General features: G+C 74.2%; 11 protein-coding genes. 7 read left to right on the top strand and 4 right to left on the bottom strand.

The window, feature by feature from the left end:
- Positions 1–103 precede the first annotated feature (103 nt).
- Positions 104–2,296 carry a glycogen debranching protein GlgX gene (gene glgX, locus ACIQI7_RS35910; RefSeq protein ID WP_401118257.1) on the bottom strand — a complete coding sequence of 731 codons (2,193 nt, stop codon included), beginning with the start codon at positions 2,294–2,296 and terminating at the stop codon, positions 104–106.
- Positions 2,297–2,696: 400 nt separating this feature from the next.
- On the opposite strand from glgX, the gene ACIQI7_RS35905 reads away from it, so the two are divergent.
- From ACIQI7_RS35905 to ACIQI7_RS35895, 3 genes are all read left to right on the top strand, one after another.
- Positions 2,697–3,971 (top strand): SAV2148 family HEPN domain-containing protein, encoded by a 1,275-nt coding sequence (locus ACIQI7_RS35905; protein ID WP_387749215.1) that lies wholly within the window; start codon positions 2,697–2,699, stop codon positions 3,969–3,971.
- 371 nt (positions 3,972–4,342) lie between these two features.
- Entirely contained in the window at positions 4,343–5,044 is a 702-nt protein-coding gene (locus tag ACIQI7_RS35900; RefSeq protein ID WP_401118254.1) for an exonuclease domain-containing protein, read from the top strand.
- Entirely contained in the window at positions 5,041–5,532 is a 492-nt protein-coding gene (locus ACIQI7_RS35895; protein WP_401118252.1) for a GNAT family N-acetyltransferase, read from the top strand. The genes ACIQI7_RS35900 and ACIQI7_RS35895 overlap by 4 nt, the downstream gene beginning before the upstream one ends.
- Positions 5,533–5,568: 36 nt before the next feature.
- Here ACIQI7_RS35895 and ACIQI7_RS35890 read toward each other — a convergent pair whose 3' ends face one another.
- The 3 genes from ACIQI7_RS35890 to ACIQI7_RS35880 all read right to left on the bottom strand — a co-directional run bounded on the left by ACIQI7_RS35890 (position 5,569) and on the right by ACIQI7_RS35880 (position 10,042).
- Entirely contained in the window at positions 5,569–6,597 is a 1,029-nt protein-coding gene (locus ACIQI7_RS35890; protein ID WP_401118249.1) for a polysaccharide deacetylase family protein, read from the bottom strand.
- A 173-nt stretch (positions 6,598–6,770) separates the two neighbouring features.
- Entirely contained in the window at positions 6,771–7,664 is an 894-nt protein-coding gene (locus tag ACIQI7_RS35885; RefSeq protein WP_401118247.1) for a phosphotransferase enzyme family protein, read from the bottom strand.
- Positions 7,665–7,807: 143 nt separating this feature from the next.
- Complete coding sequence (locus tag ACIQI7_RS35880) at positions 7,808–10,042, bottom strand: MMPL family transporter (RefSeq protein ID WP_401118366.1); 2,235 nt, start codon at positions 10,040–10,042, stop codon at positions 7,808–7,810.
- Positions 10,043–10,612: 570 nt separating this feature from the next.
- Here ACIQI7_RS35880 and ACIQI7_RS35875 point away from each other — a divergent pair.
- From ACIQI7_RS35875 to ACIQI7_RS35860, 4 genes are all read left to right on the top strand, one after another.
- Entirely contained in the window at positions 10,613–12,814 is a 2,202-nt protein-coding gene (locus ACIQI7_RS35875; RefSeq protein ID WP_401118243.1) for an MMPL family transporter, read from the top strand.
- A 297-nt stretch (positions 12,815–13,111) separates the two neighbouring features.
- Positions 13,112–13,318 carry a cold-shock protein gene (locus ACIQI7_RS35870; protein ID WP_049657493.1) on the top strand — a complete coding sequence of 69 codons (207 nt, stop codon included), beginning with the start codon at positions 13,112–13,114 and terminating at the stop codon, positions 13,316–13,318.
- Between the two features lie 156 nt (positions 13,319–13,474).
- The gene (locus ACIQI7_RS35865) at positions 13,475–15,166 is read left to right on the top strand and encodes a DEAD/DEAH box helicase (RefSeq protein WP_401118239.1); all 1,692 of its coding nucleotides are present in this window, start codon (positions 13,475–13,477) and stop codon (positions 15,164–15,166) included.
- Positions 15,167–15,900: 734 nt separating this feature from the next.
- Positions 15,901–16,662, top strand: coding sequence for an RICIN domain-containing protein (locus ACIQI7_RS35860; protein ID WP_401118237.1), 762 nt, complete (start codon positions 15,901–15,903; stop codon positions 16,660–16,662).
- The last annotated feature ends 136 nt before the right edge of the window (positions 16,663–16,798 follow it).

Below are 16,798 nucleotides of genomic sequence, written 5' to 3'. Positions count from 1 at the left end.
AGCCCTCCGCCAAGACCCGCTGCTGACCCGAACAGGTGACCACCCCGGCCGTCCGGCAGGCCCGCCGGCCGTCCGGCGGGCCCGCGCCGCCTCCGGACGGCGGCTACGCGGGCCGTTGCAGCACCATCAGCGAGCGGTCGGTGAGCCACAGGGCGTCCCCGGCCTTGACCCGGGCTCCGGTGCCCGGGGCGGGCAGCCGGGGCCGGGCGGTGTCGACCACGACCTGCCACTCCTTCCCGTGGTCGGCGGGCACGGTGAACTCCAGCGGTTCGAAGTGGGCGTTGAACATCAGCAGGAAGGAGTCGTCGACGATCCGGCCGCCGCGCCGGTCCGGTTCGGAGATCGCGTAGCCGTTGAGGAAGACGGTCAGCGACTTGGCGTAGCTGGCGCCCCAGTTGTGCTTGGTCATCTCCTCCCCGCCCGGGGTGAACCAGGCGATGTCGGTGAGGTCGTCGAACCCGCCGGAGGCCGGCCCGCCCGGGCCCTGCGCACCCGCACCGCCCTGGCCCCGGCCCTGCGCGGCCGCACCCGGCCGCCCGGACACCGGCCGGCCGTGGAAGAAGCGCCGCCGCCGGAACACCGGGTGGTCGCGGCGCAGCCAGATCATCCCCTGGGTGAACTCCAGCAGCCGCGCCTGCGGCCCGTCGCCCTCCGGCCAGTGCACCCAGGTCAGCTCGTTGTCCTGGCAGTAGGCGTTGTTGTTGCCCAGCTGGGTGCGGCCGAGCTCGTCGCCGTGCGAGAGCATCGGCACGCCCTGGGAGAGCATCAGGGTGGCGATGAAGTTCCGCTGCTGGCGCTCCCGCAGCTCCTCGACGGCCGGGTCCTCGGCGGGGCCCTCGACGCCGCAGTTCCAGGAGCGGTTGAAGGACTCGCCGTCCCGGTTGTCCTCGCCGTTGGCCTCGTTGTGCTTCTCGTTGTACGAGACCAGGTCGCGCAGGGTGAAGCCGTCGTGGCAGGTCACGAAGTTGATCGAGGCGATCGGGCGGCGGCCGTCGTCCTGGTAGAGGTCGGAGGAGCCGGTGAGCCGGGAGCCGAACTCGGCGAGGGTGGCGTTCTCGCCGCGCCACAGGTCGCGCACGGTGTCCCGGTACATGCCGTTCCACTCCGTCCACAGCGGCGGGAAGTTGCCCACCTGGTAGCCGCCCTCGCCGAGGTCCCAGGGCTCGGCGATCAGCTTGGCCTGGGAGACCACCGGGTCCTGCTGGACCAGGTCGAAGAACGAGGAGAGCCGGTCCACCTCGTGGAACTGCCGGGCGAGGGTGGCGGCGAGGTCGAAGCGGAAGCCGTCCACGTGCATCTCGGTGACCCAGTAGCGCAGCGAGTCCATGATCAGCTGGAGCACGTGCGGGCTGCGCATCAGCAGGCTGTTGCCGGTGCCGGTGGTGTCCTCGTAGAAGCGCTGGTCCCGGGCGAGGCGGTAGTAGGACACGTTGTCCAGGCCGCGCAGCGACAGCGTCGGCCCCAGGTGGTTGCCCTCGGCGGTGTGGTTGTAGACGACGTCCAGGATCACCTCGATCCCGGCCGCGTGCAGCGCCTTGACCATGGACTTGAACTCCTGCACCTGCTGGCCGCGGTCGCCGGTGGAGGAGTAGGAGGAGTGCGGGGCGAAGAAGCCGATGGTGTTGTAGCCCCAGTAGTTGGCCAGTCCCAGGTCCCGCAGCCGGTGGTCGCGGACGAACTGGTGCACCGGCATCAGCTCGATCGCGGTGACGCCGAGCTTGGCCAGGTGCTCGATCACCGCCGGGTGGGCCAGGCCCGCGTACGTGCCGCGGATCTCCTCCGGGATGCCCGGGTGCAGCCGGGTCAGGCCCTTGACGTGGGCCTCGTAGATGACGGTGCGGTGGTAGTCGGTGCGCGGCGGGCGGTCGGTGCCCCAGTCGAAGTACGGGTTGATCACCACCGAGTGCATGGTGTGCGGGGCGGAGTCCAGGTCGTTGCGGCGCTCGGGGGCGCCGAAGTGGTAGCCGTAGACCGACTCGTCCCAGTCGATGTGACCGCTCATCGCCTTGGCGTACGGGTCCAGCAGCAGCTTGGCGCTGTTGTGCCGCTGGCCCAGGCCCGGGTTGTACGGGCCGTGCACGCGGAAGCCGTAGCGCTGGCCGGGCTGGACGCCCGGGAGGTAGGCGTGCCGGACGAAGGCGTCCGTCTCGCGCAGCTCGACGGCCGTCTCCGAGCCGTCCTCGGCGATCAGGCACAGCTCGATCCGGTCGGCGCTCTCGGAGAACACCGCGAAGTTGGTGCCGGCCCCGTCGTAGGTGGCGCCGAGCGGGTAGGGCGTACCGGGCCAGACCTGCATGACTCCTCAACTTCCTTGCTGCCGACGGAAACTGACGTGTGGTCCGACAGTCGGCCCGACCGTCTGCCCGGACCCGGACGCTCTCCTGCCCGGCCGGGCGGCCGGGCATGTGCGTGACCGCGCGCCGTGACGCAGGGCACAGCCGCCGTGACACGCGGCACAGGGCATACTCCCCGAGCCCTTCCCCGGTGGCCGGGACATCCGGCCCCGGTTGGTCCGAACGAGTACCGGCGGGCATTCGTATGAAAAGCGCCGCCGGTGCCGTCGCGGGGCCCCGGACATCAGGCTGCGACCGCCTCTCGGCGGGCAGTACCCTTGATCGTCCGGGCGCCCGGTCCGGGCCGACAGACAGCCGAACGCCCCCCGCGCCCGCGGGGGTCAGCCGCAGACGAGGTGGCGCATGGTGTTTCCCGCAGGCGGCCGTGGCTCCGGGCCGGGCGGCCGCGACCGGGGCGGTGTCCGCAGCGAGGCGCCCACGGTGGTCATGCGCCCCACCCTGACCGGCCGCGCGCTGGTGCCCGCCCAGAGCGGCCCGGTCGAGATACCCGCGCTGGCCTGGTCCGCCGGCGAGTGGGAGGACGCCTACCAGCGGGTCCGGCTGTCCGGCCGCGCCTACGTCTGGCTCAACCTGGTCGAACAGCGGCTGCGCGCCCTCGTCGACGAGGTGCTGCACCCGATCTACGCCCCCGCCCACGGCGAGGACTGGGTCACCGCCGCCGCCGGGCCGGCCGGCGAGGAGTGGGCGCACCGGGCCGGAGCCGTGCGCGAGGTCAGCCGCCGCAAGGGCTACCTGCTCGACCCGGCCGACGACGACCCGCTGGTCTTCCTCACCCTGCCCCAGCTGCGCGAGCTGATGGTGCAGCACTGGCCCTGCTTCGAGCCGTACCTGGCCGACCGGCGCGAGATCGAGCTGGCGCTGGACGAGCTGGAGGTGGCCCGGCACGTGGTCTCCCGCAACCGGGCGCTCACCCAGACCGTGCTGGCCCAGACCGAGCGGGCCGCCGCCCGGCTGCTGGCCGTCCTGGACGGCGGCGCCGGCGGGGTGCCCGCCGACGTGGTCGAGTCCCTGGTGGCCGGCCGGTACGCGGACGTCGTCGCGGTGCACGCCGACCGCGTCCGGCTCCAGCGCGACCTGCCGGTCGAGGACCTGCTGGACGGCGCCCGGCGCCTCGACGCGCTCGGCATCGGCCTCGGCATGCTCTGCCAGAACTACACCGGCAAGCGCCTGGTGCACCTGGCCGGCGAGGGCTGCCGGGTGCGGCTGCTCTTCCTCAACCCGGCGAGCAGCGCCGTGCGCCGCCGGGAACGGGAACTCGGCCTGGGGCGCGGCGAATTGTCGCGCTCCATCGAGATGAACATCATGCACGTGCGGCGGGTCCGGGCCCGGCTGCGGGACCAGGGCGGCTTCGAGATCCGGGTCTTCGACGAGACCCCGCGCTTCACCGCCTACCTGGTCGAGGGCCCCCGCACCCCGGGCCAGGCGGGCGGCCGCCGGCAGAGTCGCGACCTCGGCGTCGTCCAGCCCTACCTGCGCCGCGCCCGCGGCATGGAGTCCCCGGCGCTGGTGCTGCGCGGCGGCGCCGGGCAGCAGCCCGGCGGGACAGAGCCCGGCCTGCTGGAGGTCTACCGCGAGGAGTTCGAGGGCGTCTGGGGCGACTCCCGCCCGGTCTCCTGAGGCCGACGCGCCCGGTGTCCTGGGCCGTCCCGCCCGGTGTCCTGAGGCCGACGCGCTCGCCGGCGCCCTGCCCGGCCGCCCGCCGTCGCGGCGCTCACCCGGTCCGGCGCCGCCGCCCTGCCCGGCCGCCGCACCCTGGCCGCCCCGGCGGCGGCGCGGTAGCGTGCCCGCTGTCGAACCGGCGGCCAACCCGGCTGCGCGCCACCGGCGTTGACACCGCCCGCCGGGCCGTCCCGCCCCCCGTCCGGCGGTCCCGACGGCCCTCCCGGACAGCCGCCGAGCCCCTGGCCGGGCTCCCCGCGGGCCGCTCTGTCGGTGGGGCGGGTGATGATAGGGGCTGTTTTCGAGAGAAGGACGGAAGGACACACCTGATGAGCTGGTGGCAGCAGCCACTGGTCGGCTTCGACCTGGAGACCACGGGCACCGACCCGGCCGTGGACCGCATCGTCACGGCCGCCCTCGTGGACACCGTCGGAGCCGCCCGGGTGGGAGCCGCCCACTGGCTGATCGACCCCGGGGTGCCGATACCCGCCGAGGCGGAGGCGATCCACGGGATCGGGGACGCGGTGGCGCGGAGCAAGGGCAGGCCGGCGAAGGCGGCGGTGGACGAGATAGCCGCCGCGCTGTGCGAACGGATCGCCGCCGGGCGGCCGGTGGTGGCGTTCAACGCGCCGTTCGACCTGTCGCTGCTCGACGCCGAGCTGAGGAGGCACGGGCTGGAGACGCTCGCCGAGCGCCTGGGCCGGCCGGTCGGGCCGGTGCTGGACGCGCTGGTGATCGACCGGGCCGTGGACAAGTACCGCAAGGGCTCGCGCACCCTGCAGAGGGTCTGCGAGCTGTACGGGGTGGAGCTGACGGACGCCCACGAGGCGGGCAGCGACGCGCTGGCCGCCGTCCGGGTCGCCGTCGCGCTGGCCGAGCGCTACCCGGCCGAGGTCGGCGCGGTGGCCCCCGCCGAGCTGCACCGGCGGCAGGTCGACTGGTACCGGCAGTGGGCCGAGGGCCTCCAGGCCTGGCTGCGCCGCGGCAAGGACCCGCAGGCCGTGGTCGACCCGCGCTGGCCCGCCCGGTGAAGGTGCGCCCGGCCCGCCCGGCGGACCTGCCCGGCTTCCTCGCCCTCGCCGCCGAGGTCGAGCACTGGTTCGGCCCGATGGTCGCCGAACCGGGCTTCCACCGCGCGGTGGCGAACAGCATCGACCGCGGCCTGGCCACCGTCGCCGAGAGCGGCGAGAGCGGCGAGGACGGCGTGGACGCCGCGGGACTGCTCGGCGGCGTGCTGTTCGGGGTCGGCGGCCCGGGGCCCCACTACCTGCACTGGCTGGTCGTCGCCGGGCGCGCCCGGGGCACCGGCGTCGGCCGGGCCCTGGTCGAGGACGTCCTGCGCCGCCACGTCCGGAGCCCGGCCGTCGTCGAGGTGGTGACCTTCGGCCCGGACCACCCGGGCGCGGTGGCGAGCGGTGCCCGGGTCTTCTACGAGCGGCTGGGCTTCGCCCCGGCCGAGGCCGCCGCCCCCGGCCCGGAGGGCGGGTCCCGGCAGGTCTACCGGCTCGTCCTGACCTGACCGGCCCGCCGGGACGCCGGTCGTCCGGGCGGGAGGCTACGCCGCCGGGAAGTCGAAGGCGTACCCCTGGGCGACCAGCCAGGGCAGCAGCTGCCTGAGCGCGGCCACGGTCTGGCTCCGGTCGCCGCCGCCGTCGTGCATCAGGACCACGCCGCCGGGCCTGAGCTGCTTCTGCACGGCCGAGACGATGGCCGGCACTCCCGGGCGCGCCCAGTCGCGCGGGTCGACGGACCAGCCGAGCGAGGACATCCCGAGGCTCGCGGTGATCTGCTCGTTGTCGGCGTTGAAGCCGCCGCCCGGGGCGCGGAACCAGCGGACCTCGGTGCCGGGGCCGCCCGCCTGGACGATCATGTTCCGGGCGGCGGTGATCTCGTACCCGGCCTTGTCGTGCGGGAGCTTCGCGAACGGCTGGGGGTGGTGGACGCTGTGGTCGCAGAGCCGGTGTCCGGCGGCCAGGACACGCCTGACCATGGCCGGGTCGGCGGCGGCGTTCCGGCCGATCTGGCAGAAGGTCGCCTTGGCGTGGTACTGGGCCAGCAGGTCGAGGACCTGGCCGGTGGCCGGCCCGGGGCCGTCGTCGAAGGTGAGCGCGACGGTGCGGCCGCCGGAGGCGGTGGAGCCGATCACGGTGCCCGCCCCGGGGCGCGGGGGCGGCGCCGCGGGCGTGGACGGGGCGGCGGTGGGCGCGGCGGGGGTGTTCGGGGTGGCCGGCGTGCCGGGGGTGGTGGGCGCGGGGGAGGCCGTGGTCGCGGACGGGCTCGGCGTCGGCCTGGGCGGCGCCGCCGAGGTGGAGGGGGCGGCCGGGGAGCCCGCGCCGCCCGGCGGCACGGCGTCCGAGCCGGGAACCGGCGCGACGGTGGTCGCCGCCGTCCCGCTCGGCCGGGCGGCGGCCGGTGACGGCGTCCCGGACGGTGCGGCCGCGCTCGGCGACCGGAGCGCCCCGTCCGCCGTCCCGCACGCGGCCGGCCCCAGGGCGGCGACCACCGCGACCGTGCCCGCGAGCAGCCGGCGCCGGGATCGGGACGGTCGGGTCGGGGTGCAGGGTCGGCGGGCGGTCCGGTGCATGGCGGCGGCTCCTGAGGTACGAGTGCGGTGCCGATCTCTCGGATCAGGATGACTGTCCGACAGGACGCCGATCGTACGTTCGCCGGTTGCGGGCCGGACCGGCCCGCCGTAGGAGCCTTCTCACACGTCCCCCGGTGGCGGCCCGGCGCCGCCGCGGGTAACGGGCAGGCCCGTCAGAACGGGTACCAGCGCACCTCGGTGGCCCCGTCCCGCAGCGAGTCGACCCGGCGCCGGAACTCCTTCAGCGCGGCCGGGTTGCTGGCCGCCTGCTGCGCCACCCAGGAGGCGCTGGCGGTCTCCCGGGCGCCGCGCAGCACCGTGAAGCCGGGCCACTCGCGCACGTCCCAGCCGTACGCCTCGGTGAACGCGCGGTACTCCGCGACGGGCACGCCGTACCGGTCCTGGCTGAGCGCGAGGACCACCAGGTCGTGCTCGCGCAGGTCGTTCGCCATGAACTCCAGGTCGAGCAGCACCGGCCCGTCCGGGCCGATGTGGACGTTGCGCGGCAGCGCGTCGCCGTGGATCACCCCGGAGTGCAGCTGCGGGACGAGGTCGGGCAGCGCGGCCGCGAAGGCGTCCCGGCGGTGGCGCAGGAAGGCGACGTCCGCCGGGTCGACGTGGCCCTCGGCGGAGGCCAGCCAGCGCTCGACCGGGGCCAGCAGGTCGCGCCGGCCGAGCGTGAAGGGCGGCAGCGGCAGTCGGTGCAGGGCGCGCAGCAACGGGGCGAGGTCGACCGGGCGGGCGGGCCGGACGGCGGGCGCCAGCCGGCGCCAGAAGGTGACCGGGTGGCCGTCGGCGAGCTGCGGCTCGGGCGCCACCGCGGCGTACGGGCGGACCACCGGCACGTCCTGTCCGGCCAGCCAGTGGGCGAGGGCCAGCTCGCGGTGCGCCCGGTCGTACAGCTCGGGGCCGCGGCCGACCTTGGCGACGACGGCCGGGTCGCCGAGGTCGAAGACGGCGTTCTCGCCGAGCGCGAGCAGTGCGGCCCCGTCGGGGGCGGCCAGCCCGGCCGACTCGCAGGCCCGGGCGAGCAGCAGCCGGGCGCGGCCCTCGTCGAAGGGGATCATGACTGGGGCTCCGTTCCGCCGGCGTTCATCCGGGGGACTCCGGACGGTGATCATCATGACGCACGGACGCCGGGCCCCGCGCGCTGTGGGGCCCGGCGCCGGGCGGGTCGCCCGGGTGACGCGTCGGACGGCCGGGGAGGGCCTCAGACCCCGGCCCGGCGGTGCCGTGCCCCCTGCGCCCCCTCCGCAGGCCCGGCGGGCGGGGCCTGGCCGGCGCCGACCGGCGGGAGGGATCCGCCGTGCGAGAGGTCCGGCAGCCGGTCCAGCCAGCGCGGCAGGTACCAGTTGCGGTCGCCCAGCAGGGTCATCACCGAGGGCAGCAGCACCGCGCGGATCACCGTGGCGTCGATCAGCACCGCGACCGCCAGGCCCACCCCCATCTGCTTCATCACCTGCATGGACAGCGAGCCGAAGACCGAGAACACCCCCACCATGATCACCGCGGCGCTGGTGACCACCCCGGCCGTGGAGCGGATGCCGTGGGCGACCGCCTCCCTGGTCGGCAGGCCGCGGTCGTGTCCCTCCTTGATCCGGGAGACCACGAAGACGTGGTAGTCCATCGAGAGCCCGAAGAGGATCACGAACAGGAACAGCGGCACCCAGGACTCCACCGCGCCGACCCCGGCGGTGCCCAGCAGCGAGGCGCCCATGCCGTGCTGGAAGACCAGCGTCAGCACCCCGTACGCGGCGCCCACCGAGAGCAGGTTGAGCACCACGGCGGTGGCCGCGACGACCGGGGAGCGGAACGAGGCGAGCATCAGCAGGAAGGCGAGGACGACGACGAAGCCGAACACCAGCGGCATCGAGTCGGTCATCCTCCGGTTGAAGTCGTACGAGGCGGCGGTCTGGCCGGTGACCGGGGCCTCGGTGCCGGGCACCTTGAGCACGGTGGCGGGCAGCAGGTCCTCGCGCAGGCTCCGCAGGGCCTCGTTGCTGGTGGCGTCGTTGCCGGTGCCGTTGAGTGGGATGTCGACGGTGGCCACGTTCCGCTCGGGGTGCACGGTGACCGCGACCGGGCCGTGCATCCGCCCGCCGGCCAGCGCCCCGGCCTTGAGCTCGGCGATCGCGGCGGTCATCGCGGGGGAGTCGATGTCGGCGGCCTTGATCACCACGGTGGCGGGGGCGGGGCTGCCGGGGAAGGCGGCCTCGATCCGCTGCGAGGCGGCGACCAGCGCGTTGCCCTCCGGCAGCTGCTGCTGGAAGGTCAGCTTGGCGGTGTGCATGGTGAGCAGCGGCGCTGCCAGGCCCAGCAGGAAGGCGCCGGCGAGCAGGGTGGCGGCCAGCGGGCGGCGCAGCACCGGGGTCAGCACCGCGTTCCAGAACCGTCCGCCGTCCTGGGCGCCCCGCGGGCGGCGCAGCCGGGCGAGGAGCGGGATCCGGCCCTTCTCGACCCGGTCGCCGAGCATCGACAGCAGCGCGGGCAGCACGGTGAGCGAGCCGAGCACGGCGGTGATCACGACCACGATGGTGGCGAAGGCCATCGCCTCGAAGGTGGCGATGCCGGTGAGGAACATGCCGGCCATGGCGACCACCACGGTGGTGCCGGAGACCAGCACGGCCCGTCCGCTGGTGGCGGCGGCCACGGCCAGCGCGGTGGCGGCGTCGCGCCCGGCGGCCCGCTCCTCGCGTTCGCGGCGCAGGTAGAAGAGGCAGTAGTCGATGCCGACGGCGAGGCCGACCAGCAGCATCACCGAGCCGGCGTCGCCGCTGGTGTGCAGGAAGCCGCTGCAGAGGGCGACCAGTCCGGCGGCGGCGAGGAAGGCGGTGAGCGCGAGCACCACCGGCAGCACGGCGGCGACCAGCGCGCCGAAGGCGACCAGCAGGATGCCGAGGGCGAGCGGCACGGCCGTCCACTCGGCGCGGGCGAAGTCGTCGCCGAGCTGGTCCTGCATCCACTTGCCGGAGCTGGCGTCGCCGAGTTGGACCACGGTCAGGTCGGGGTGCTGCCGCTGCACGCCGGTCACCACGTCCAGCACCGGCTGGACGCGGTCCGGCGCGGTCGCGGGGTCGCCCTTGAGCGTCAGCGTCACCAGGACGGAGTGGCCGTCCGCGGAGACCGCCCCGGTGTCGTACGGCGAGCGGATCTCGGCGGCCTCGCCGGTGCCGCCCACGGCGGCGATCACCCGGTCGACGGCGGTGCGGAACTCGGGGTCGTCGGCGACGCGGGTGGCGCTCTGGACCAGGACGGTCTCCCCGGCCGGGCTCTTCAGCCCGGCCTCGTCGAGGATCCGCGCGGCCCGGGAGACCTGGCCGGGGACCTGCTCGGCGTCGGTGATCCTGGTGCTGCCGTGCAGGGTCCCGAGCGCGGCGGTCAGGACGACGAAGAGCAGCCAGCCGAACACGGCGGTCCTGCGGTGCCGGGCGCTCCAGGCACCCATCGTGGCCGCCAGGCCGGGTCTGGGCTTCACGGGCTTCACGGTGGTTCTTCCCCCCTGGGAGATCGGCGGTCGTCGCCGGACGGGAGCGGCGGCGGCCCTGGGTGGGGGCGGCCTCCGGCTGCGGTGCGCCGGGTGCGGTCCGGCGTCCCGGTCGACAGTAGGGAAGCGGGTCCTGACGGGTAATCCGGCTGGCGGGTGGCCGTCTCCTGGGGCTCTCCTCGGGGCCGGGGTGGGGTTTTCCCTACCCCGTGACCCCGAGATCTCCTCCTAGGGGGTAGGGGGTGCGCCTCCACCCTGAGGGGGAGAAGTCTCCACCCGGAGCACGAGGTCAACGGGGGTGCGCCCGGGGGAGACTGGGCCGGGGCCGCTTCTCGGCGGCCCGACGGGGGTTGAAGCACACGGGGGCTACTTGCCGGGCGGCAAGCAAGTACTCGTAGGATGATGCCCCAGATCCACTTACCTGCCGACCGGCAAGGGGGTGCCCGCGGGCATTCCCCGAGCCGGCCCTGCCGTCGCCCAGCGTCCCGTCCCCCAAGGGCTGCGGTGAACCATGCCCAGGAGGCATCGAGCATGTTCCACCGACTAGGACAATTCGTCGTTCGCCGTGCGTGGTGGGTGATCGCCGCGTGGGTCGTCGCGATGATCGCCATCGTCGCCACCGCGCCGAAGGTCACCTCGCAGACGGACGAGTCCGCGTTCCTGCCCAAGCACTACGAATCCATCCAGGCGGCGCAGCTCCAGGAGCAGGCCTTCCCGTCCAGCTTCACCCCCGCCGCCCTGCTGCTCTTCGAGCGCAACGACGGCCAGGCGCTCAACGACGCCGACCAGGCCTCGATGGACAAGGTCGTCAAGGGTCTCACCGACGCGCACATCCCCGCCGTCGAGACGATCCTGCCGGTCGACCCCAAGAACTCGAAGTCCAAGGACGGCAAGTACGCGCTGTCCATGGTCGCCATCGACAAGACCAAGATGCAGAGCGCGGAGTACACCGACGCCGCGAAGAAGCTGCGCGCCGAGGGCTCCAAGCTGGCCGACGGTTCCGGCCTGAAGTTCCAGGTCGGCGGCCAGGCCGCGAGCAGCCTCGACCAGACGGAGGCCTCCGGCGCCACCGACGCCATCGTCATGTTCGGCAGCCTGCTGCTGGTCATCCTGATCGTCGGGATCATCTTCCGCAGCATCCTGGCCGGCATCCTGCCGGTCATCCTCTCGCTGGTCATCGCGATGCCGGTGGCCAACGGCCTGATCGCCGACGCGATCAAGATATTCGACCTGAAGTCCTCCCCGATGACCTCGGCGATCCTGATCATCGTGGTCCTCGGCGTCGGTACCGACTACTTCCTCTTCCTGGCCTTCCGCTACCGCGAGCGGCTGCGCCTGGGCGAGGACCGCAAGACGGCCGTGGCCAACGCCGTGGGCCGGGTCGGCGAGGCGATCGCCTCCGCCGCCGGCGCCGTCGCCGTCGCCTTCGCCGTGCTGGTCCTCTCCAGCCTGGGCATGTTCACCGCGCTCGGCCCGGCGCTGGCCATCGCGGTCATCGCGACCGCGCTGGTCTCGCTGACCCTGGCCCCCGCCGTGCTGGCCGTCATCCCGTCCAGGGGCGTGTTCTGGCCCGGTAAGAAGTGGATGCAGGAGCCGACGAACGCCCGCTTCGCCGCGCTGGGCCGGATGACCGGCAAGAAGCCGGGCCTGGTCGCCCTGGCCTCCGGCGGCGTCCTGCTGCTGCTGGCCCTGGCGGGCATCAACTACAACGGCACCTACGACCTGGCCGGCAGCTCGATGCCCAAGGGCAAGGAGTCGATGGTCGTCCAGGACAAGCTGATGACCGCCTTCTCGGCCGGCGCCGCCGACCCGAGCCACGTCTACCTGACCAGCACCAACGGCGCCAAGCTCGACGACTCGGCGATCAAGGACTTCGCCGGGAAGCTCCAGGGCGTCCCCGGGGTGGCCACCGTCGTCACGCCGTCCGCCGAGGCCAAGACGATCAACGCCGACGGCACCACCGGTGACTTCACCGTCCTGCTCAAGGACGCGCCGGCCTCCAACAAGGCCATCGACACCATCGAGAAGGTCCGGGACACCGCCCACGAGTCGGCCCCGGCCGGCAGCAAGGCCCTGGTCGGCGGCATCACCTCGGTGTACAAGGACATCAACACCGCGATGGTGCACGACTACACGCTGGTCTTCCCGATCGCGGCCGTGCTCATCATGATCATCCTGGGCCTGCAGCTGCGCAGCGTGGTCGCGCCGTGGTACCTGATGGCCTCGGTCGGCCTCGGCTTCGGTGCCACCCTCGGTGCCACCACCCTGCTGTTCCAGAACGTCAAGGGCGAGCAGGGCCTGATGTTCATGCTGCCGATCTTCATCTACCTCTTCGTGGTGGCGATCGGCACGGACTACAACATCCTGATCATCGCCCGCCTCCGCGAGGAGGCCCGCGAGGGCCGCAGCCCGCGCGAGGCGGCCCGCGAGGCCGTCAAGCACGGCGGACCGACCGTCGCCGCGGCCGGCTTCATCCTGGCGGCGTCGTTCGCGACCTTCATGCTCGCGGGCAACGTGCTCTTCATGGAGCTCGGCTTCTCGCTGGCCTTCGGCATCGTCCTGGCGGCCTTCGTGATGGCGATGTTCTTCACCCCGGCGCTCACCGCGCTGCTCGGCCACCGCGCCTGGTGGCCCGGTCACGCGGACAGCCCCGGCCACGGCCACGGCCGCGGCGAGGGCCCGGCCCCGCTGTCCGGCGCCCACGGGGTGCCGGAGCCGGCCGGCCGGCGCTGACCCGACCGGGTCGGTACGAACAGGCGGCGCCCCGCTTCGGCGGGGCGCCGCCTGCCCGTTTTGCGGAGCCGCCAAACGTGATCTACGGGGCGGGAAAATCCCCGGTCAACCGGGGTGGCGCCGTGCTACAGTCGAAGCAGTTGCAGTTTTGGTTCCCATGAACGTGGTGTGCGCCTGCTGGTTCCAACCGCCAGGCGCATTTGTTTTGTCCGGTGTTTCAGTCTCCGGATGGGGATCGCGGCTACTTGGGGGTCCACGAGGTGTGGATCCCTGATGCCCCAGTTAGAGGAGACGGTTATGGCTACCGGCACCGTGAAGTGGTTCAACAGCGAAAAGGGCTTCGGCTTCATCGAGCAGGACGGTGGCGGCGCTGACGTGTTCGCCCACTACTCGAACATCGTGGCTCAGGGCTTCCGTGAGCTGTTCGAGGGCCAGAAGGTCGAGTTCGACGTGACCCAGGGCCAGAAGGGCCCGCAGGCCGAGAACATCCAGATCATCGGCTGACGTCAGCTCCAGCTGACTCGCGATCATCGCGAAGCGGGGGCCCGCACCGCAAGGTGCGGGCCCCCGCTCATGCCGCCGTACGGCCGGGGCGGCGCACCTCTCCCGACGGCCGACCCAGCCCGTGTCCCGGGCTGTAGACCGACGGACGGAGATCCCGTGACCACCCCTGCCCGCCCGCCGCGCGACCGCGGCCCCCGCACCACCGACCAGTCCCGCCGCACCGGCCAGGCCGGCCGCACCGCCGGCGGCGACCGCCCGCGCAAGGCCCGCAGCCGCGCCGGCGCCCCCAAGCAGAACCGCCCCGCCGCCGTCCCCGAGGCCACCGACTTCACCGTGGTCCAGGGCACCCCGGCCCGGCCCCCGGCGGAGTCCTTCGGCGAGCTCGAACTGCCCAAGGCGATCCTCTCCGCGCTGACCCGCGAGGGCGTCACCGCGCCGTTCCCGATCCAGGCCGCCACGCTGCCCGACTCGATCGCCGGGCGCGACGTGCTCGGCCGCGGCCGCACCGGCTCCGGCAAGACCCTGGCCTTCGGCCTGCCGCTGCTCGCCCGTACCGCCGGTCGCCGCGCCGACGCCCGCCACCCGCTGGCGCTCGTCCTGGTGCCGACCCGCGAGCTGGCCCAGCAGGTCACCGAGGCGCTCACCCCGTACGCCACCGCCGTCAACCTGCGGATCACCACCGTCGTCGGCGGCATGTCGATCAACCGGCAGGCCAACGCCGTGCGCCGCGGCACCGAGGTGCTGGTGGCCACCCCCGGCCGGCTGGACGACCTGATCGGCCGCGGCGACGTCAACCTGTCCGACGTCGCGATCACGGTCCTCGACGAGGCCGACCAGATGGCCGACATGGGCTTCCTGCCGCAGGTCAGCAAGCTGCTGGAGCAGGTCGCCGAGGGCGGGCAGCGGATGCTGTTCTCCGCCACCCTGGACCGCAACGTCGACCGGCTGGTCAAGCGCTTCCTGACCGACCCGGTGACCCATTCGGTCGACCCCTCGGCCGGCGCGGTCACCACCATGGACCACCACGTCCTCCAGCTGGAGGCGGCCGACAAGGCCTCCGCCACCGCGCACATCGCCTCCCGCGACGGCCGCGTGATCATGTTCGTGCACACCAAGCACGGCGCCGACCGGCTGGCCAAGCAGCTGCTCGCCAACGGCGTGAAGGCCGCCGCCCTGCACGGCGGCAAGTCCCAGCCGCAGCGCAACCGGGTCCTGGACCAGTTCCGGGACAGCCACGTCACCGCGCTGATCGCCACCAACGTCGCCGCCCGCGGCATCCACATCGACGGCCTGGACCTGGTCGTCAACGTCGACCCGCCGATCGACCACAAGGACTACCTGCACCGCGGCGGCCGCACCGCCCGGGCCGGCGAGTCCGGGACGGTCGTCACCCTGGTGCTGCCCGAGCAGCGCCGCGAGGTCAACCGGCTGATGACGGTGGCCGGCATCCGCCCGACCGTCACCAAGGTCCGCCCGGGCGACGCCGACCTGGCCCGGATCACCGGCGCCCGCACGCCCAGCGGCGTCCCGGTGACGCTGGCCGTGCCGGTCCCCGCGGACCAGGGCGCGTCCGGCACGGCCCAGGCCGGCGGCGACAAGCCCGCCGGGGGCAGGTCCGGCGCCCCGCGCCGCCGGCCCGGCAAGCGCTCCGGGCTGCCCACCGACGTCGACATGAACGGCAACCCGCGCCGCCCCCGCCCCAAGCAGCGCCTGGGCGCCGCCGCCCAGGGCGAGCGCCCGCAGGCGGCCGGGTTCATCGGCCGCTCCTCGGGGCGCGCCAAGCCCGGCAGCGGCTCCAAGTCCGGCTCCAACTACGGCACCGGCCGCCAGCGCCGCAAGGCGGACTGACGCCCCCGCGCACCGGCGACGGCCCGGCTCCCCCTCGGACGGGGGAGCCGGGCCGCGCCCGTTCCGGCCGTTCCGGCCGGCCGGGTCACGCCGCCGTGGGTCGGCGCGGGTTCCGTCCCCGCCGGAGTGGGGGCGGGGGCCGGAGCGCGGGCCGGGCAGGGGCCGTGGCCGGGGCCGGGGCCAGCCGGCGCAGCGGCCGCTGGGTGTCGGTGTCGCGGGGACATTACGCTCCTCGGTGCGAGACGGGACGCCGAAGTCGAGCTGCGCTCCGACGACCACTGGCGCACCGCCCGCCTGACCGCCGTCCGTCCCTCCGCCGACCCCGGCGCCCGGACGTCACCCCCACGGCGGTGGTCGGCGGGCCGGCCGGCAGCCTCTACCAGCTCTCCGGCGGCCTGGCCGACGCCGCCGCGGGCCACCCGTCGGACGCCTTGACCCTGCGCCGGACCTGAACCGGCATCCGCCCGGCCACGGCCCGGCTCCCGCTCTCCCGGGGGCCGGGCCGCACGCGTTCCGGCCGGATCGGCCGGGCGTGCGGCCTGCCGGGGTCGTTCCGGGGCCCTGCCGGACACGTTCCGTGCGTGGGCGGACGGGTGGCGTGATCTTCACCCCGCCCGTTGACCGTGGGCATGTCCTGCCCGAGGCTTTCGCGCGGCCCACATGAAGATCGCATTATCGCCACGATTGCTTCACATGTGGGTCGCCCGGTTCACCCTCCCCGGAAGGACACCCCCGTGCGTCGTACCGCAGCCCTGTTCGCCACCGCCCTGCTCGCCGGAGCCGCGGCCCTCACCGCACCCGCCTCGGCCGGAGCCGCCGAGAGCACGACCCGGAACTCGACCGTCCCGGGCCCGGGGGGTGTCGGGAGCTGCACCGTCGACGACACCGCCGCCAGCCCGGTCGGCACCTGCACGGGCATCGACCCGAACCAGACCTGGCGCGTCGTGGTCGACTGCAACGGCTACGACTGGACCCGCTACACGCCCATCTACGAGGTGTCGCCGGGCAACTGGGTGGCCGGCAACGTCAGCGGCAGCACCTTCTGCCGCTACCCGCTGATGCCGGGGAAGGGCTACATCCAGTTCGGACCGGCGGTTCCGGCGGGGCCGGTGGGTCAGATCACCGGGATCGCGGGCAAGTGCCTGGACGTGCGGGGCGGCAGCTCGGCGAACGGGACGCAGACGCAGATCTGGGACTGCCTGGGCAACGTCAACCAGACCTGGAAGGTCGCCGTCGACGGGACGGTGCGGGCGGTCGGGAACTGCCTGGACGTCGAGGGCGGTCGGACCGGCAACGGGACGCCGGTGCGCACCTGGGAGTGCAACGGCAGCGGCGCGCAGAAGTGGCAGGCCCGTGCGGACGGCTCGCTGGTGAACCCGCAGTCGGGCCGCTGCCTGGACGTGCGGGACGTGTCCAGCGCGAACGGCGCGGTGCTGCAGATCTGGGACTGCTTCGGTGCCTCCGCCGCCAACCAGAAGTGGAACCTCCCGGTCTGACCCGCACCACCCTCAGCGGCGCGGGGGGGCCCCCCCCCCCGCCCCCCCGGCCCCCCCCCGGGCCCGCCCCCCCCCCCCGGGCGGGGGGGGGGGGGGGGCCATAGCGGTTGGACAAACAGTGGGTGGGTGACCAGAG

Source organism: Kitasatospora sp. NPDC092039 (assembly GCF_044756065.1).
Lineage (GTDB): Bacteria > Actinomycetota > Actinomycetes > Streptomycetales > Streptomycetaceae > Kitasatospora.
Note: the sequence above shows the minus strand (reverse complement) of the source record. Positions and strands in the feature narration are given on the sequence as shown.